General features: G+C 39.1%; 20 protein-coding genes. 3 read left to right on the plus strand and 17 right to left on the minus strand.

The genetic code is table 11. The annotated features are described in order from the left end of the window. Positions 1 to 9: 9 nt before the first annotated feature. From FBF73_RS00430 to leuS, 5 genes are all read right to left on the minus strand, one after another. Positions 10 to 852, minus strand: a complete 843-nt coding sequence (locus FBF73_RS00430) for an ABC transporter permease (RefSeq protein WP_136936648.1) — start codon at positions 850 to 852, stop codon at positions 10 to 12. After that, positions 852 to 1,718, minus strand: a complete 867-nt coding sequence (locus FBF73_RS00435; RefSeq protein ID WP_136936649.1) for an ABC transporter ATP-binding protein — start codon at positions 1,716 to 1,718, stop codon at positions 852 to 854. The genes FBF73_RS00430 and FBF73_RS00435 overlap by 1 nt, the downstream gene beginning before the upstream one ends. Before the next feature lie 670 nt (positions 1,719 to 2,388). Further along, positions 2,389 to 3,621, minus strand: coding sequence for an acyl-CoA thioesterase/BAAT N-terminal domain-containing protein (locus FBF73_RS00445; protein ID WP_136936650.1), 1,233 nt, complete (start codon positions 3,619 to 3,621; stop codon positions 2,389 to 2,391). A 56-nt stretch (positions 3,622 to 3,677) separates the two neighbouring features. Next, positions 3,678 to 4,133, minus strand: a complete 456-nt coding sequence (locus FBF73_RS00450; protein WP_136936651.1) for a MarR family winged helix-turn-helix transcriptional regulator — start codon at positions 4,131 to 4,133, stop codon at positions 3,678 to 3,680. A 92-nt stretch (positions 4,134 to 4,225) separates the two neighbouring features. Further along, entirely contained in the window at positions 4,226 to 6,727 is a 2,502-nt protein-coding gene (gene leuS / locus FBF73_RS00455) for a leucine--tRNA ligase (protein WP_136936652.1), read from the minus strand. A 319-nt stretch (positions 6,728 to 7,046) separates the two neighbouring features. On the opposite strand from leuS, the gene FBF73_RS00460 reads away from it, so the two are divergent. Genes FBF73_RS00460 through FBF73_RS00470 form a run of 3 tightly spaced genes read left to right on the plus strand, consistent with a single transcriptional unit; the run spans position 7,047 to position 10,839 of the window. After that, on the plus strand, positions 7,047 to 8,087 hold the full coding sequence (locus tag FBF73_RS00460; RefSeq protein ID WP_124787596.1) for an ABC transporter substrate-binding protein: 1,041 nt from the start codon (positions 7,047 to 7,049) through the stop codon (positions 8,085 to 8,087). A gap of 12 nt (positions 8,088 to 8,099) precedes the next feature. Then, on the plus strand, positions 8,100 to 9,191 hold the full coding sequence (locus tag FBF73_RS00465) for an ABC transporter ATP-binding protein (RefSeq protein WP_124787597.1): 1,092 nt from the start codon (positions 8,100 to 8,102) through the stop codon (positions 9,189 to 9,191). After that, entirely contained in the window at positions 9,181 to 10,839 is a 1,659-nt protein-coding gene (locus tag FBF73_RS00470; RefSeq protein WP_124787598.1) for an ABC transporter permease, read from the plus strand. Before FBF73_RS00465 ends, FBF73_RS00470 begins: the two co-directional genes overlap by 11 nt. Positions 10,840 to 10,940: 101 nt before the next feature. Here FBF73_RS00470 and FBF73_RS00475 read toward each other — a convergent pair whose 3' ends face one another. From FBF73_RS00475 to rplO, 12 genes are all read right to left on the minus strand, one after another. Further along, positions 10,941 to 11,633: a histidine phosphatase family protein gene (locus FBF73_RS00475; protein ID WP_136936653.1), complete on the minus strand. Its 693-nt coding sequence runs from the start codon at positions 11,631 to 11,633 to the stop codon at positions 10,941 to 10,943. 244 nt (positions 11,634 to 11,877) lie between these two features. Beyond that, positions 11,878 to 13,215, minus strand: a complete 1,338-nt coding sequence (locus FBF73_RS00480) for a PFL family protein (RefSeq protein ID WP_000354901.1) — start codon at positions 13,213 to 13,215, stop codon at positions 11,878 to 11,880. 9 nt (positions 13,216 to 13,224) lie between these two features. After that, the gene (locus tag FBF73_RS00485; RefSeq protein ID WP_000644124.1) at positions 13,225 to 13,491 is read right to left on the minus strand and encodes an ACT domain-containing protein; all 267 of its coding nucleotides are present in this window, start codon (positions 13,489 to 13,491) and stop codon (positions 13,225 to 13,227) included. Positions 13,492 to 13,755: 264 nt separating this feature from the next. Further along, positions 13,756 to 14,142, minus strand: coding sequence for a 50S ribosomal protein L17 (rplQ, locus tag FBF73_RS00490; protein ID WP_000331493.1), 387 nt, complete (start codon positions 14,140 to 14,142; stop codon positions 13,756 to 13,758). 11 nt (positions 14,143 to 14,153) lie between these two features. Further along, on the minus strand, positions 14,154 to 15,089 hold the full coding sequence (locus FBF73_RS00495; RefSeq protein ID WP_000568988.1) for a DNA-directed RNA polymerase subunit alpha: 936 nt from the start codon (positions 15,087 to 15,089) through the stop codon (positions 14,154 to 14,156). A 42-nt stretch (positions 15,090 to 15,131) separates the two neighbouring features. Next, positions 15,132 to 15,515: a 30S ribosomal protein S11 gene (gene rpsK, locus FBF73_RS00500; RefSeq protein ID WP_001118385.1), complete on the minus strand. Its 384-nt coding sequence runs from the start codon at positions 15,513 to 15,515 to the stop codon at positions 15,132 to 15,134. Between the two features lie 17 nt (positions 15,516 to 15,532). Then, on the minus strand, positions 15,533 to 15,898 hold the full coding sequence (gene rpsM, locus FBF73_RS00505; protein WP_000090781.1) for a 30S ribosomal protein S13: 366 nt from the start codon (positions 15,896 to 15,898) through the stop codon (positions 15,533 to 15,535). Between the two features lie 17 nt (positions 15,899 to 15,915). Next, on the minus strand, positions 15,916 to 16,032 hold the full coding sequence (gene rpmJ, locus FBF73_RS00510) for a 50S ribosomal protein L36 (RefSeq protein ID WP_001808836.1): 117 nt from the start codon (positions 16,030 to 16,032) through the stop codon (positions 15,916 to 15,918). Positions 16,033 to 16,056: 24 nt separating this feature from the next. After that, on the minus strand, positions 16,057 to 16,275 hold the full coding sequence (gene infA / locus FBF73_RS00515) for a translation initiation factor IF-1 (RefSeq protein ID WP_001029883.1): 219 nt from the start codon (positions 16,273 to 16,275) through the stop codon (positions 16,057 to 16,059). Positions 16,276 to 16,391: 116 nt separating this feature from the next. Beyond that, a complete protein-coding gene (locus FBF73_RS00520) occupies positions 16,392 to 17,030 on the minus strand; it encodes an adenylate kinase (RefSeq protein ID WP_001050436.1) in 639 nt (212 codons plus the stop codon). Positions 17,031 to 17,180: 150 nt separating this feature from the next. Next, a complete protein-coding gene (gene secY, locus FBF73_RS00525) occupies positions 17,181 to 18,491 on the minus strand; it encodes a preprotein translocase subunit SecY (RefSeq protein ID WP_136936654.1) in 1,311 nt (436 codons plus the stop codon). Between the two features lie 12 nt (positions 18,492 to 18,503). Continuing rightward, on the minus strand, positions 18,504 to 18,944 hold the full coding sequence (rplO, locus tag FBF73_RS00530; protein WP_000766087.1) for a 50S ribosomal protein L15: 441 nt from the start codon (positions 18,942 to 18,944) through the stop codon (positions 18,504 to 18,506). Positions 18,945 to 19,035 lie beyond the last annotated feature (91 nt).

A 19,035-nucleotide genomic window follows, 5' to 3' on the forward strand; every position in this document is an offset into this window, starting at 1 on the left:
AATGTACTTTTATTTTCTCTTGCTAAATACTTTAACAAATAAAAGCCAAAGAAGAATAGCGACGAGACTGATAATAACCACTATAAAGTATGTCTCTTCCTTTGTCAATAGTTCTTGCCAGTTGATTTGGATTCCCATTTTTTCTTGAAATTCCTGTAACAATCTGCTATTTCCTGTAAATGCAGTCTCTAATGGTTCTTTCATTAAAATTTGTCTATAGAGAGAAGCAATATAAGTTGCAGGGGTACACTTCATGATAATCTGTGCAAAATCAGGTAATACTCCAATAGGGACATAAGTTCCTACTAAAAATCCAGAAGCAGTTCCCACTATAGTTGCCAGTTTGCCAAGGCTGTCTACAGATTGAAAACGGTAAATCAAGAGAATATTTATCAAACTTGAAAGCAGACTACTTAACAACATAATCAAAGCAATTTCCGGTAAATGACTGATAACTGGACTCTCTTTAAAATAAAGCCCCATAACAGCAAACATAAACACCTGCATGACAAAAGAGATGGCAATACTACTGATTAGATAGGACACCTGTAAACCCCAGCTACCTAAATCTGTCAAGAAGAGATCTTGATCCACTTGATTTTCACGATCCTGTACCATTTGTGTAAGAGCCGTAAAACTGGTTGTAATCCCAGTTACAGCCAAGGTCCCACCCATCAGCCAGTTATTTAAAAGGTTCGTATTATCAGGGAGTTGGAACCAAGCATCCGTCAAGTTCTTCTGCAAAAAAATGATATAAAGGAGGAAGGAAATCAATGCCCCCAATAATGAGAAAAATACTCCTGAACGATTACGAAAATATAAGATAAAATTCCGTTTCAATAAAGCTAACATTAGCGAACCTCTCTTCCTGTAAGTGCAATAAAGGCATCATCCATGGTACCTGGACGAAACTCAAAAGAATCAATTTCTTCTCGTACTTTTGCCAAATATTCAATAGCTTCCAGTAATGTCCTTGGATAAAAAAGATATTCCAACTCATTTTCTTCCTTTACTGTCATTTCAGTCTGTAGCAACTTTTCTAAATCCTTCATTTCCTTAAAACGAATTTTTAGAATATTAGATGCATACTGACTTTTAATAACCGTCGCAGAACCTTGCGCAATCACTTTCCCATGATCAACGATATAAATTTGATCCGCTTCATCCGATTCATCTAGATAATGAGTCGTTAAGATAATAGTCATCCCTTCATCCTTTTGTAGTCGAGACAGTAAATCCCAAATGGCTTTGCGAGTCTGAATATCTAGACCTGTCGTTGGTTCATCTAAGAAAAGAATATCTGGCTGTGAAAGAAGAGCACGCGCAATATCAACCCTACGTTTTTGCCCACCTGACAAAGTCCCATATAGTTGCTTCTGGAAAGCAGTCAAACCCAGTTGATGGATCAAATCATCCACACGACTTGCTACAATCTCCTTATACTGTTGAGCACGAATCGTAAGATTTTCTCTAACCGTCAACATCTCATCCAGTACACTAGCTTGAAAAACAACTCCGATTTTCGTATTTGGCGCATATCGAATCTGACCTTTTGTAGGCTTTTTCAAACCGATTAACATGGAAATGGTGGTTGATTTTCCTGCACCATTTGGACCCAAAATAGCATTAAAACTCCCTTTTTCAAACTCTAACTGAATATCGTCAACAGCCATATGATCGCCGTAACGTTTAGTCAAATGTTTAGCTTGTAAAATCATATTTATTTCCTCCTCTTTACCTCATCAGTTTAACAAAAAGTATGAAAGAAAAATCGACTTTTGAGATAAGTGGTTAAAATGAGAGGTTAAGTGGTGAGATGATTAGGGTTAAGTTAAAGTAGAGAAGGCTACAGCCATTTTTCTCCTACCGAATTGCTAAATGAAGCTTAAAAACACTCACAAGAACACATTATATTTTTAAATATGCGCTATAAAAGAGATGTTTTATCGCATCTGGCCGAAAAATTCAAGAATCGGTAGTATTATTCTCGACAAATCAAACAATAAAAAATTAACTAGAAATCATGACACACAATCCCTTCTATCAAAATGAAACTGCTGAATATGATATGATTGAATTTGAAGCAAGTAAGTATTGTCCTGAATTTGAAACTTCCATTAGCCAAATTTTTGACGACAAGTAAATCTATTAGGAAATAATAGATGAAAAGAATTTTCAATACAAGCAAAAAACAGCTCTTTTTATCCGAGAAGAGCTGTTCTATTTTATGAAAGAGAAAGTCACTAGTAACTCTTGTAGTTCTCTCTACGTTTTTACTGTTTGAGTTCAAATTTCTCTTGTTTGAACAATTGCTTTTGTAGACTGGACTACCAACTAGAACTGTGTTTTTATCTTAGTTGGGACTATTATAGTACGGTTCAGCACTATCTACAAATTTTTCAGATATGTATCAAAATAATTTATCGTGGCAAACCATGAGTCCACACTTTCTTTCATTAATAAGCGCCAATCTTTTCGATAACGATGATTCGGTTGATAAGCAACCGTCAACATATGCCCTGTTTCATGGTATTTTTTAAACAAAATGGATTCCCCTTTATAGTGTGAAATGATATCATCTATCGCGGATGATGCATTCCATATTTCATCAACATCACTTCCTAGTAATAATAAAGGAGAGGCAATTTTACTCACATCAATCTGAGCCCTACTGTCTTCAGGAATCTGTTTTCCAAAAAACTTGTTTAACAAATAATTTCCTAACTGAAATTTTTGATACGGAAGTTCCTTTTGTAAATATGTCCAAGAAGATGAATGAGAGTTGAGTTTTCCCTTTATTCCCTCAAATATTACATTTGAGGGGGAATTGAGTACCAAACATTGCACATCTTCCAAAATACTTTGTCCAGCCAGAACAAGCTCTGCTCCTTTAGAGCGACCATATATTCCTATTTTTGTATTATCAACTTGAGGATGATGATATAGAAAATCTTTCGCCTCTTCCAGAGATTCTATCGGAATGCGTTCTAAATTTGGGGGTAATCCCTCTAAACCAAAATAAGCTATCGCAAGACAAATATAGCCCCTAGAAGATAAAAGTTGGGCAATATTCTGAGCTTTTTCAATTCTTCCCTCACTACCGCTAACAATAATCACGGCTGGCGCCCTTCTTAACTTTTCATCATAAAATAATCGACCTTGAAAATGCTTGTCATAAATATCTTGATACCTTATTCCCAGATTCATATAACGCCTTACAAAACTTTGCTCCGCGACCACATCTTTCCCCAGCCTGATTTTAATTTCAATACCAAAATAATCTCGCAATGGAATTCTATCAAGAGAACTAGGTAATCTCCTTTTCCTATTCTTTAACGGCTTCGCATTAAAGAATAAGCCCATTTCTGAAACGCCTTTATAAGATCCTGAAATAGATGCTGTCTGAGAGGTATCAATCATACCGTCCTGATCAGATAAAAAAATGGCAGTTGATTTCCATATAACATCATGATCTAAAAGCAAGGGAGCATTTATACAGTAATAATCAGACAGGTACATTTCTACACAATACATTGCCCTTGGTTCTAAACCATTAATAGCAATATAAAAAGATTCATCCGCTAAATCTGTTTGTGAAATCAGTTCTATGTTTACAGTCATGTCTTCTCCTTTTTGTTAATTTACTTAACAATTATATTTGAAATTTACCGTGACTTTTACCACGGTAATTCTCCCCACACCTTTTCAATATCATCCATCAATTTCACAACTGTTTTAAGTTCCACCTCGCTATAGTTGTTTAAAACTGAAAAGATTGATTTTTCAATATATGCTTGTTGCTCCTTATGGATTTTAAAAATTTCGATGCCTTTTTCAGATAATCTCAAATATTTATTTTTCCCATTATTCGGATCAAAATCAAAAACAACTAAATTTTTTTGAATCAATCTTCTAACACTTTGAGTTATTGCACTTCTCGAAACTTCTAATAATTCAGATAATTTTACTAGATTTAAGGGTTGATTTTTCCCAATCACAACAATCAAATGCACCTCATTCAACGTAATAGATTTGTCAACACCACTTTTATGTTGATTTTTTTTTAACTGGTCAAACGCTAAAATAAATCTATTGAAGCGATTATTAAATGCAATAAATTCTTTTTTATCCATAATCTCTCTTCCCTTTGTTAATCATATTAACAAAATAGAAACTTCCTGTCAAATAAAAAATCCTCCAGATTCTACTCTGAAGGATTCCTATCTTATTTCACAACAATGTTAACTAATTTATTCGGTACCGCAATCACTTTCACGATTTCCTTACCATCAATTTCTGCTTTGACTTTTTCATCCGCTAGAGCAATTTCTTGCAATTCTTCGCGTGATAGGTCTTTGACTACCATGAGTTTAGCACGAACTTTTCCTTTGATTTGGACAACGATTTCGATTTCGTCTTCAACTAATTTGCTTTCATCCCAAGTTGGCCAAGCTACATAAGAGATAGATTCTCCTGTTGCTGCAAGAGTTTGCCAGAGCTCTTCTGCCAAGTGAGGTGCAAATGGGGCAATCAATTGGATAAATCCTTTGGCATAGTCAACATAGAGCTTGTCTTCCTTGTTAGCCGCATTAACAAAGACCATAAGTTGGGCAATGGCTGTGTTGAATTTCAATGATTCGATTTGCTCTGTGACAGCTTTGACTGTTTCGTTGTAAACCTTGTCAAGAGCGCCATTGTTTTCCGCAAGGATTTCTTTACTTGTAATCAAACGGTAAACACGGTCAAGGAATTTACGGCTTCCTTCCAGACCTTCTTCTGACCAAGCAATCGAAGCATCAAGTGGTCCCATAAACATTTCATAAACACGAAGGGTATCGGCACCGTATTGTTCTACCACATCGTCTGGGTTAACAACGTTCTTGAGGGACTTAGACATCTTGGCTGGCGCTTGTTCCAATTCTTCTCCTGTTTCCACATGGAAGAAGGAACCGTCACGTTTTTCAACCTTGTCAGTTGCCACAAGAGCCCCACGGTGGTCACGGTAGCTAGTTCCCAAAATCATTCCTTGGTTAAAGAGTTTTTGGAATGGTTCCTTAGTTGGAACAACACCGAGGTCATAGAGGAATTTGTGCCAGAAACGAGCGTAAAGCAAGTGAAGAACAGCATGCTCTGCTCCCCCCACGTAGATATCTACTGGCAACCATTGTTTGAGGAGGTCCTCATCAGCCAATTTCTCAGTATTGTGTGGGTCAATATAGCGGAGGTAGTACCAGCTTGAACCTGCCCATTGTGGCATGGTGTTGGTTTCACGACGACCTTTGACACCATCTGCACGAGTCACTTCAAGCCAATCTGTCAAGTTAGCTAGTGGACTTTCCCCTGTCCCTGAAGGGCGGATATCCTTGGTTACAGGCAAGACAAGTGGCAATTCACTTTCAGGAACAGCAGTTGAAGTCCCATCTTCCCAATGAATAATTGGGATTGGCTCACCCCAGTAACGTTGACGGCTAAAGAGCCAGTCGCGGAGACGGTAGGTAACCTTCTCTTGTCCACAACCTTTCTCTTCCAACCAAGCCACAATCTTAGCAATTGCATCTTCTTTGTTGAGTCCATCTAGGAAGTCTGAATTGACATGAAGGCCATCTTCTGTGTAGGCAGCTTCTGCTACATTTCCACCTTCCAGCACCTCTACGATTGGAAGGTCAAATTGTTTGGCAAATTCCCAGTCACGTTGGTCGTGGGCAGGAACAGCCATTACCGCACCTGTTCCATAACTAGCAAGAACATAGTCCGCAATCCAAATTGGGATTTCCTTACCATTGACAGGGTTGATGGCATAAGCACCAGTCCAAACCCCTGTTTTTTCTTTGGCAAGGTCTGTACGAGCCAAGTCAGACTTGAGGCTAGCTTGGTGTTTGTAGTCTGCTACTGCCTCTGCTTGCTCTGAACTTGTGATAGCGTCTACTAATTCATGTTCAGGTGCCAAAACAGTGAAAGTCGCACCGAAAAGGGTATCTGGACGAGTGGTAAAGACTGTGAATTCCTTGTCTGTTCCCTTAACTTTAAAAGTTACATTAGCACCAGTTGATTTACCAATCCAGTTGCGTTGCATGTCCTTGATGGACTCTGGCCAGTCAAGCTCGTCTAAGTCATTGAGCAAGCGCTCCGCATAGGCCGTAATTTTGAGCATCCATTGACGCATCGGTTTACGGACAACTGGATAACCTCCACGCTCAGATGTTCCATCAGGAAGAACCTCTTCGTTGGCGATGGCTGTTCCCAATTCCTCAACCCAGTTTACTGGCACTTCAGCTTCATAGGCCAAGCCTTTTTCATAAAGCTTAGTGAAAATCCATTGCGTCCATTTGTAGTAATTTGGATCTGTTGTATTGACTTCACGATCCCAGTCATAAGAAAATCCAAGCGCATTGATTTGTCGTTTGAAGTTGGCAATATTTTCCGCTGTAAATTCTGCTGGGTCATTACCTGTATCCATAGCGTATTGCTCTGCAGGCAAACCAAAAGCATCCCAACCCATTGGGTGAAGGACATTGTAGCCTTGCGCACGTTTGTAACGGCTGAGGATATCGGTTGCTGTATAGCCTTCTGGGTGTCCTACGTGCAGACCCGCTCCAGATGGATAAGGGAACATATCAAGCGCATAAAACTTTGGTTTTGATGCATCTGTTCCTGTCTTAAAGGTATGATGTTCTGCCCAGTAGCCCTGCCACTTAGGCTCAATTTCTTTATGATTGTAAAAACTCATGGTCTCTCTCCAATTTTGTGATGCTACTATTATACCATTTTTGAGGGAATTTGAAAGACGAGAAATGTTCTTTTGGGCTTGGATGGTAAGAAAGTTCGAATAGCAAATCCAACTTATTTAGCAGTATAAAAAATTAGCTAGCACTTGAAATTAACTTATATCGATTATTTGTCTCTTCCATCTTTTCCCCCTAGCGTCTTTGACTCATATTCCCAGTTTTAGATTTCTTTAAGGTTTTTATTATATCCTATAGAACTCTGCAAATTATAAATATTAAGCAAGTTGTGGAGTGAAAATGTTCGTAAAAAAGGAGATTCTTATGAAAAAACTACTATTCTTTCTCTCTTGTGGATGGATATTTCTTACTTTATCAGGATGTTCTTCAACAACAGAAGCGGAAACTAACACTGAAACAGATTCGGATAATGCTTTGGTTATCTATTCGCCTAACCCTGAAGACCTTATCGAAGAGACAATCCCTGCCTTCGAAGAAAAATATGGTATTAAGGTTGATTTAGTACAAGCCAGCACGGGTGAATTGTTCAAAAAAGCTGAGGCCGAAAAAGAATCCCCAGTAGCCGATGTCATTTTCGGAGGCTCCTATGCCCTCTTCTCTTCTAACGAAAAACTTTTTGAACCTTATATTTCCCAAGAAAACGACCAGATAATCCCTGAATATCAAAATAAAACTGGATTCTACACGCCTTATACACTTGATGTCAGTGTCATCATTGCCAATTCATCTCTTACAAAAGATATTAAAATTGAAGGTTACAATGATTTACTCAATCCTAAATTAAAAGGAAAAATCGCTACTGCTGATCCAAGTAATGCTTCTAGCGCCTTTGCACAACTAACAAACATGCTTGTAGACCAAGGTGGATACGAAAATGAACAAGCTTGGACCTATGTGAAAAATCTATTTACCCTAGTAGATGGAAAAATTGCATCTAGCTCTTCAAATGTTTACAAAGCTGTCGCTGATGGGGAAATGGCTGTTGGACTCACCTATGAAGATCCTGCCTTAAAACTCTTAAATGATGGAGTTGATGTAAAAGTCATTTATCCAAAAGAAGGAACCGTCTTTTTACCTGGTAACGCGGCCATCGTCAAAAACGCCAAACACATGGAAAACGCTAAGAAATTTATCGATTTCATCCTTTCTCAAGAAATCCAAGATAAGCTAGGAACTGAAACTACAATCAGACCTATTCGTAAAAATGCTAAAACCAATAAAAATATGAAGGCTATGACAGAAATCAAGATTGCTACCGAAGATTCAGATTATGTCATTAAAAATAAATCCACTATTCTTAAAAAGTACAATGACATTTTTACAGATATCCAATCTAAACAGTAAAAGAGGTTCACTATGAGTGAGATCAAAATTATTAACGCCAAAAAAATCTACCACGATGTCCCTGTTATTGATAATTTAAACATTACAGTTCCCAAAGGAAGTCTCTTTACCATCCTTGGTCCTTCAGGGTGTGGGAAAACGACCCTTCTTCGCATGATTGCAGGTTTCAACAGTATCGAAGGCGGAGAATTTTACTTTGATGATACAAAAATCAATAATATGGAACCCAGCAAACGCAATATCGGGATGGTTTTCCAAAACTACGCTATTTTCCCACATTTGACTGTCCGAGACAATGTTGCTTTTGGTCTTAAGCAAAAGAAGGTTCCAAAAGAAGAATTGATTCAACAGACCAACAAGTATCTTGAACTCATGCAAATTGCTCAATATGCAGACCGAAAGCCTGATAAACTCAGTGGTGGACAACAACAACGTGTCGCCTTGGCACGTGCCTTAGCGGTTAATCCAAGTGTTCTCCTCATGGACGAGCCACTTAGTAATCTGGATGCCAAACTTCGCTTGGATATGCGTCAAGCCATTCGAGAAATCCAACACGAAGTGGGAATTACAACTGTTTATGTGACCCACGACCAAGAAGAAGCCATGGCGATTTCAGACCAAATTGCTGTTATGAAAGATGGAGTTATCCAACAAATCGGCCGACCAAAAGAACTCTATCATAAACCAGCTAATGAGTTTGTAGCAACCTTTATCGGACGAACAAATATTATCCCCGCCAATCTCGAAAAACGGAGCGACGGCGCTTATATAGTCTTTTCAGATGGCTATGCCCTTCGAATGCCAGCTCTTGATCAGGCTGAGGAGCAAGCTATTCATGTAAGCATTCGTCCTGAAGAGTTTATCAAAGATGAATCTGGAGATATTGAAGGAACTATTAGCGATAGCGTCTATCTTGGACTAAATACTGAATATTTCATCGAGACAGGATTTGCCTCAAAAATTCAAGTTAGCGAAGAATCAACTTTTGAAGAAGATCTACAAAAAGGCGATCGTATTCGTCTACGAATCAATACTAAAAAATTAAACGTTTTTTCTGCAGATGGTTCCCAAAACCTGATAAAAGGAGTCAACCATGGAACGTAAAAAACTAAATATTTGGACAGCCTCCTCTTTCTTCATCTTTCTTACCTATCTTGTCTTTCTCGTTTATCCTATCGTTACCGTGCTCAAGCAAGCACTCATACATGAAGGACAATTCTCACTAGCTAATTTTGTCACTTTCTTTAGTAAAGCCTACTATTCTGAGACACTCGTCAACAGTTTCAAGGTTTCCATTACCGCCACTGTCACTTCCTTAGTCGTAGGAACCTTATTAGCTTATCTCTTCTCTATGTATGACTTCAAGGGAAAGAAATTTCTACAAATATTAATTATCATTGCTTCCATGTCAGCTCCTTTTGTGGGAGCCTACTCCTGGATTCTCTTGCTGGGACGAAATGGGGTCATCACTAAATTCTTGACAAATACCCTTCATCTTCCAGCTATCGATATTTATGGATTCAAAGGAATTGTACTTGTCTTTACACTGCAACTATTCCCACTGGTATTTCTATACGTTGCCGGAACAATGAAAAGTATTGACAATTCTCTACTTGAAGCCGCTGAAAGCATGGGGTCCTTCGGATTTAAGCGTATCGTAACGGTTGTTTTACCTCTTCTAGTTCCAACCTTACTAGCGGCTGCCCTGCTTGTATTTATGAGAGCATTCTCAGACTTTGGAACACCTATGTTAATTGGTGAAGGATATCGGACTTTCCCTGTCCTGATTTATACCCAATTTATTAGCGAGGTTGGAGGAAATTCTGCTTTTGCATCTGCTTTAGCAGTTATGGCGATTATCATTGCCTTGGCGATTTTCCTTATCCAAAAATACATTTCAAACCGCTACAGTTTCAGTATGAATTCGCTCCATCCAATTGAGCCTAAAAAAACCACAAAAGGAAAAATGGTTGCCATTTATGCAACAGTCTACGGAATTATCTTGTTCTCTGTTCTACCTCAAGTCTACTTGATTTATACTTCTTTCCTAAAAACATCAGGTATGGTATTTGTCAAAGGTTATTCTCTAAACAGTTACAAGGTAGCTTTCAATCGTATGGGGTCTGCTATTTTCAATACCATTCGTATCCCTTTGATTGCCTTAGTTCTAGTTGTCCTATTCGCAATATTTATCTCCTACCTAGCCGTTAGAAAACGGAATTTATTTACAAACTTAATTGACAGCCTCAGTATGGTCCCTTATATTGTACCAGGAACCGTTCTAGGGATTGCCTTCATTTCTTCCTTCAATACTGGTCTATTTGGAAGTGGATTTCTTATGATTACAGGGACTGCTTTCATCTTAATTATGTCTCTATCTGTCAGAAGATTACCTTATACTATTCGCTCATCTGTTGCTAGCTTGCAACAAATAGCACCAAGTATTGAAGAAGCTGCTGAAAGCTTAGGAAGTAGCCGTTTCAATACCTTTGCCAAGGTTACAACTCCAATGATGCTATCTGGTATTATTTCTGGAGCTATCCTATCTTGGGTTACAATGATTTCAGAACTCTCTACTTCTATCCTCCTCTACAATGTCAAAACAAGAACAATGACTGTAGCTATTTATACAGAGGTTCTCAGAGGGAATTACGGTGTAGCCGCAGCCTTATCAACTATCCTGACTGTTCTAACAGTAGGTTCCTTGCTCTTGTTTATGAAAATCTCTAAAAGCAATAGCATTACACTTTAGTTTTCCCCATCAAAAACAGCCGAAAGGATTACTTCGGCTGTTTTTTCTTATCTTGATATTCCTATCAAATACTCAGTTCCTAGCAAGCAAGTCTATACTGATTAAATAGAGGCTTCCTCCATCTTCTCCCGTCCTAGTTCTCGGTAACTACGGCCGCCGACAACCTCAACGCTAAACTGGCCGTCCTCATATTCAAGTATCGTCACGCTACCATTATCGAGACCATGCGGATGCATGCCATTAATCAGATAAACAATGGTTCCAATAGTCATTCCGTGGCTGACGACAAGGGCATTGCCCCCACCTTGTTCTTCCATTTCTTTAGCAATAGCTTCAAAGCCTTCCTTGATCCGACCACTGAGTTTTTCCCAGCCTTCAGCCCAACCAGCTGTATCGACCTCTACCAATCCCTCAGCCAGTTCAGCATAAGACAATTGGTGAACATGGTCCACATTAAAGATACGAGGAATAATGCCCATGAAAAGATCGCCATCGTAGGCCCCGTCAAAACTACCAAAACACCATTCTCTGATACGCTTGTCCATGCGATAAGGGATTTTCCCCTGCAGACCAAGTTCTTCAAGGATAATTCCCATTGTCTGAATGGTACGCCCTGAATCACTCGAATAAGCACGCTCAAACTGCAAACTAGATTCTCTCAAACCGATTCCTAATTCTTGAATCCCTCGTTCACCTTCAGTTGTTAAAGGAGTATCGCTCCAACCTTGCGCGCGACCAATCGTGTTAAACATGGTCTTGCCATGACGTACCAAATACAATCGTACTTTTACCATTTTCCGTCCTCCGTTTGCTTCTATTATATCATGGATGATAAAACAAAAGCCACCCATACAGGCGACTTTTGCAGGAGATTATTATGAAAAAGTTTAGGAGTTCTATTAAATAAAGATATTAGATGAAAATCAAATTCAAACTAAATCAGAGTTATCTGTTTCAAATAATATTAGGAGGTCTTTATTTAATGATTATAGTATACACATCCAACCTTAAATAGAACTTAAAATTTCTCTTATTTTCTTAATTTTTAAAACTATGAATTGGTGCTGGGATTTGTCCTCCACGAGAGATGAAATCAACAGACGAAGCCCCATTGACCTTCATAACAGGCGCAGTTCCTAATAAGCCACCAAACTCAATCATATCGCCTTCTTTTCCTTTGGGAATGATACGAACAGCCGTTGTCTTCATGTTAATAACACCAATTGCAGCCTCATCCGCAATCATAGCCGCAATGGTTTCAGCAGGTGTATCCTCTGGAATGGCAATCATATCCAAACCAACGGAACAGATAGCCGTCATAGCTTCTAGTTTTTCCAAATTAAGAGAACCATTTTGCACTGCAGCAATCATCCCCTCATCCTCAGAAACAGGAATAAAGGCACCAGATAAACCACCGACTTGGTTGCAGGCCATAACTCCGCCCTTCTTAACTTGGTCGTTCAAGAGAGCCAAGGCAGCCGTCGTTCCATGCGTACCAACTGTCTCTAGTCCCATTTCTTCTAGGACACGTGCTACAGAATCTCCAACCGCAGGAGTTGGCGCCAAACTCAAGTCCACAATACCAAACTCCACACCCAGTCTTTCACTAGCCATCTGACCAACCAATTGACCGATACGAGTGATTTTAAAGGCAGTTTTCTTAACTGTTTCGGCTACTACATCAAAGCTCTGTCCACGAACTTTTTCCAAGGCACGTTTCACCACACCAGGACCAGAAACTCCGACATTGATGATAACATCTGCCTCCCCAACACCATGAAAGGCACCCGCCATAAATGGATTGTCCTCAACAGCATTAGCGAATACAACCAACTTGGCCGCTCCCATATCTGATAGATTAGCCGTTTCCTTAATAACTCGTCCCATATCTGCCACAGCCGTCATATTAATACCAGACTTGGTTGAGCCAATATTAACTGACGAGCAAACCTTATCCGTTTCAGCCAAAGCGCGAGGAATGGAATTGATGAGAATCTCATCTCCCTTTTGATACCCTTTTTGTACCAAGGCAGAGAAACCACCAATAAAGTCCACACCAATCTCTTTCGCAGCCTTATCAAGCGCTTTTGCCAGAACCACATAGTCTGTCGCATCTGTAGCTGCTCCAATCAGAGAAATAGGGGTCACCGATACACGCTTATTAACGATAGGAATTCCCAACTCAGCTGCAATTTCATCGCCAACAGCCACTAAATTAGCCGCCTTGGTCGTAATCTTTTGATAAATTTTCTCCGCAGCACGATTAATATCTGGATCGATACAGTCTAATAGGGAAATCCCCATGGTAATGGTTCTGATATCGAAGTTTTGCTCCTCAATCATAGCAATGGTTTCAGTAACTTGTCTAATATCCATGTGCACCTCCTAGATATTATACATAGCTTCGAAAATCGCTGCACTCTGAATATTGATTTTTACATTCAAAGTTTGCCCAAAAGCTTCAAATTCATTACGAAGATAGGTAAAATCTTGCTTTTCATCGCTAGAGACGACAGCCATCATCGTGAAATATTCATCCAAAACAGTTTGAGAGATATCGTCAATATTCAAACCCAATTCTGCAATTTTACCAGAAACACCTGCAACAATTCCAGATTTATCTTTACCAACAACAGTTATAATCGCTTTCATAAGCAAACTCCAATTCTTCTTAAAATAGGAAACCTGAACATTCAGCAGATTTCTTCTTAAATAGTATAGCATAATTCCAACTAAAATACTCAAAAACGCCTGCTTACGAAGTTGTTCTTAGGAAAAAAACAATTTCGTAAACAAGCGTCCACTATCTCAACTTATGATGAGTGTTCCCGCTAGGACCGAAATCCTAGCGGTAGACCAGAGCTAGACTAAGAGCACAAGACTCCATCATCATAACACTCAACAAAATTGATGATTTTATACTAATTCGATGATCGCCATTGGCGCTGCATCACCACGACGTGGTTCAGTTTTAAGGATACGAGTGTATCCACCGTTACGTTCAGCATAACGAGGTGCGATTTCTGAGAACAATTTTTGAAGTGCTGTAGTAGAAGTGTACTTATCAGTTGCTTCATCATAGTTTTCAGATGCGATTTCATTACGTACGAAAGCAGCTGCTTGACGACGTGCATGCAAATCACCACGTTTACCTAGAGTAATCATTTTTTCAACAGTTTTACGGATTTCTTTAGCACGAGCTTCAGTTGTCACGATTGATTCGTTGATCAAAAGGTCAGTTGTCAAATCGCGAAGCATTGCTTTACGTTGTGAGCTAGTGCGTCCTAGTTTACGGTAAGCCATGTATTCCTCCTTTATTTATCTTTTAATCCAAGACCTAAATCAATGAGTTTGAGTTTCACTTCTTCCAAACTCTTGCGTCCAAGATTTCGTACTTTCATCATCTCTGCTTCAGATTTTTCTGTTAAATCATGCACAGTATTGATACCGGCACGTTTCAAACAGTTGTATGAACGCACAGACAAGTCCAGTTCCTCAATCGTACGATCCAAAATACGGTCGTCAGATTCAGTGTCAGCTTCTTTCATCACTTCAGTTGACTTAGCAATCTCAGTAAGATTTGTAAACAAATCAAGATGTTCTGTCAAGATACGTGCTGAAAGCCCTAAAGCATCTTCTGGAATAATTGTTCCATTTGTCAAGATTTCAAGGGTTAATTTGTCAAATCCATCATTGCTACCTACACGAGCAGGTTCCACTTGATAGTTGACTTTTGTAACTGGTGTATAAATAGAATCTACAGCAAGTGTTCCAACTGGTGCATTATCCTTTTTATTTTCATCAGCAGGTACATATCCACGACCACTGTTAACAGTCATAGTCGCTTTTAGGGAAGAACCTTCACCGATTGTAAAGAGATAATGATCTGGATTTACAATTTCAATATCGCTATCTGTCAAAATGTCACCAGCTGTTACTTCAGCAGGACCTTCAACATCTAGTTCGATGATTTTTTCGTCTTCAACGTACGATTTCACTGCAATTCCTTTAATGTTCAGAATGATTTGCATCACGTCTTCACGAACACCTGGAACTGTGTCAAACTCATGTAACACACCATCAATGTTGATAGATGTCACAGCTGCTCCTGGTAGAGAAGCTAGAAGTACACGACGAAGAGAGTTACCAAGAGTTGTACCGTAGCCACGTTCAAGTGGTTCGATTACAAACTTGCCATAATCTTTATTTTCATCAATTTTTGTTATATTTGGTTTTTCAAACTCGATCATTTAGTTACTCCCTCTTAAACGAAAAGCAGTGTAATGCGATGATTATACACGGCGACGTTTTGGAGGACGAGCACCATTGTGTGGCACTGGAGTCACATCACGAATTGCTGTTACTTCAAGACCAGCGGCAGCAAGCGCACGAATAGCTGACTCACGACCAGAACCTGGACCTTTTACAGTAACTTCAACTGATTTAAGACCGTGTTCTTGTGCAGATTTAGCAGCAGCTTCAGAAGCCATTTGAGCAGCGAATGGTGTAGATTTACGAGAACCTTTGAAACCAAGAGCACCAGCTGATGACCAAGCAATTGCATTACCATGCACATCAGTAATCATAACAATAGTGTTATTAAATGTAGCGTGAATATGAGCAATACCAGATTCGATATTCTTTTTCACACGACGTTTACGTGTTGGTTTAGCCAAGACTTTTACCTCCTATATTATTTTTTCTTACCAGCGATCGCAACAGCTTTACCTTTACGAGTGCGAGCGTTGTTTTTAGTGTTTTGTCCACGGACAGGAAGTCCACGACGGTGACGGATACCACGGTATGAACCGATTTCCATCAAACGTTTGATGTTCAAGTTTACTTCACGACGAAGGTCACCTTCAACTTTGATTGCATCCACTTCACGACGGATAGCATCTTCTTGATCTGATGTAAGATCACGTACACGAACATCTTCTGAGATTCCAGCAGCAGCCAAAATTTTCTTAGATGTTGCAAGTCCGATACCATAAACATAAGTCAATGAGATTACTACGCGTTTGTCATTTGGAATGTCAACTCCAGCAATACGAGCCATGTTTTCTCCTTTCTATCTTATCCTTGACGTTGTTTGTGTTTTGGATTTGCTGGGCAAATTACCATAACACGACCATTACGACGAATAACTTTACAGTATTCGCAAATTGGTTTGACCGATGGTCTTACTTTCATTTCTTATCCCTCCAAGTTTTTCGATTATTTAAAGCGGTAAGTGATACGTCCACGTGTCAAGTCATATGGACTCATTTCGACAGTAACACGATCTCCCGCTAAAATACGAATATAGTTTTTACGAATTTTACCAGAAACTGTTGCTAAAATCTGATGTCCATTTTCAAGTTCAACCGTAAACATTGCATTCGGCATTGTATCAACTACTTTGCCTTCAACTTCAATCACATCGTCTTTTGCCACGCAAAAGCACCTCCATAAATTTCGATTCGATGCCTCTAGACACAGAGACAACAATTATAAGTCAGACTATCTCAGTATAACATTTGTAGCAGATTTTTGCAAGTGTGAAAAACGCTTTATTTCAAATTTGTCAATACTTTTTCGATATCTGAAAAGACATCATTGATATCTTGATTACCTTCGATGTCATGAACCAAACCTTTAGCACGGTAGTGAGCAATGATTGGTTCTCCTTGAGCAATATTAACGTCCAAACGACGTTTTACTGTCTCAGGTTTGTCATCTTCACGTTGGTAATAATCTTCTTCTTTATAGTCAACTGGTGGGTTAAAGACCTTGTGGAAAGTTTCTCCAGTTACGCGGTGGATAATACGACCACTCAAACGTTCCAAGAGGCTGTCTGGATTTACTTCAATGTTGATGACCCCTTCTAGTTCAATGCCAAGTTCAGCCAATGTTTTGTCCAAGGCATGAGCTTGTTCAATTGTACGTGGATAACCATCCAACAAGAATCCTGTTTCTTTAATATCATCTTGTGAAAGACGTTCTTTTACGATCCCATTTGTAACTTCGTCAGGAACCAATTCACCCTTGTCAATGTATGACTTAGCAAGAACACCCATTTCAGTTTGATTTGCCATTGCAGCGCGGAACATATCACCTGTTGAGATATGTGCAACATGGAATTGTTCTACGATTTTTGCTGCTTGAGTTCCCTTACCTGCACCAGGTAAGCCCATAATCAAAAGATTCATGATCTGATCTCCTTATTTTATTTTTAAATAGAAGCAAAAAGTCTTTTCACCCCTATTTAAAAACAAAATAGAAGAGGGGAGACCAAACTCTCACAAATGTCAGAGTTTAAACCTCCACTCCCTCAGTATTTACCAATTCAGTAAATACTCTTATTCTGTTCTGTCCATGAAACCAACATACTTACGTTTCAATAGGTAACCTTCCAATTGTTTGATTCCTTCAATACCTGTAGAGATAATGATCAAAAGACTGGTTCCTCCAAAAGCAACTGCTTCTGAAAGTCCGAAAACATCCTTTGCTACAATCGGTAAAATGGAAATCACACCAAGGAAGAGGGAACCAACAGTTGCAAGACGACGAAGAAGTTTAGACATATATTCTTCTGTACCTTTACCAGGACGAACTCCATGGATATAGGCACCGCTCTTTTGTAGGTTCTCTGCCGCTTTTTCAGGATTAATCTGTACAAACGTATAGAAGAATGTAAAGAGAATAATCAATAAAGCATACATGGCAATACCAGTTGGTGAAGTTGTTGCTAGCATTTCTTGTGCTGTTCTTACCCAAGCCCAATCATGACCTGTAGCGCTCAAAAACTGAAGAATAGCCGCTGGCGCTGCAGTAATCGAACTTGCGAAGATAACAGGGATAACTCCAGCAGGGTTTACTTTCAAAGGAAGGTAAGAGCTAGATGGAGCACCTTGTGCAACCTTAGTATATTGGATTGGAATTTTGTATTCTGCTTGTTGAACATAAGTTGTAAAGTAAATAATCAACAACACAGTAATAATCAAAATGATTATGAAAATGATAGATGAGCTGATACGGCTACTTGGGACGTTCACAAAGTAGTCCACATAGATGCCCTGAATCATCTCTGGAATTGAGGCAACAATCCCGGCAAAGATAATCATAGAAACACCATTTCCGTATCCCTTATCTGTAATTTGCTCTCCCAACCAAGTCACAATCATGCTACCAGCTGTTAAGATGATACCAATCATGATAAAGACTTGTGGAGTAAGAGCTGTTTTCAACAATTGAGCTCCAGCCAAAGTATTAAAACCAGCTGTAATCCCGATAGATTGCACAAAGGCTAAAACAAGAGCAATATAACGAGTAGCTTGATTTAATTTTCTTCGACCTACTTCCCCTTGTTTACCCCACTCTACAAACTTGGGTAAAATATCCATTTGCAAGAGTTGGACAACGATAGAGGCCGTAATGTAGGGGCTAACACCAAGAGCAAAAACTGAGAAGTTTTTCATGGCATTTCCTGACACCAAGCTCAACATGTTTAAGAAGGATAATCCACTTAAAGCATTCAAGCTATTAGCATTCACACCAGGAACTGTAATGCTAGTCCCGATACGAAAGACCAAAACGATAAAAATTGTAAATAAAATTTTTGATCGAACCTGCTTGACTTTAAGAGCTTCTCTTAATAATTTAAAAAACATAGGTCACCTCTCTTAGATGACTTCTACTGAACCACCTTTAGCAGTGATAGCTTCTTCAGCTGATTTAGAGAATTTAGCTGCTTTCACAGTCAATTTCTTAGTCAACTCACCGTTACCAAGAATTTTAATACCTGATTTTTCAGCTTTAACAATTCCTGCTTCGATAAGAACAACTGGAGTTACTTCAGCACCATCTTCAAAGACGTTCAATTGGTCAAGGTTCACAATTGCGTATTCTTTAGCGTTGATGTTAGTAAATCCACGTTTTGGAAGACGACGGAACAATGGAGTTTGTCCACCTTCAAAACCAAGGCGAACTCCGCCACCGCTACGAGCTTTTTGACCTTTTTGACCACGACCAGATGTTTTACCGTTACCTGATGAAGTACCACGACCAACGCGGTTACGTACTTTACGAGAACCTTCTGCAGGTTTCAATTCATGAAGTTTCATTTTTATTTTCTCCTCTTTTGTAAAATGCTAGCGCCGATAAGGAAGAAAAGGTTGTCTCCCTCATCAACTCGCCTATACGACGTCATCATAG

Source organism: Streptococcus mitis (genome assembly GCF_005144795.1).
GTDB classification, from domain to species: Bacteria; Bacillota; Bacilli; order Lactobacillales; family Streptococcaceae; genus Streptococcus; species Streptococcus mitis_BB.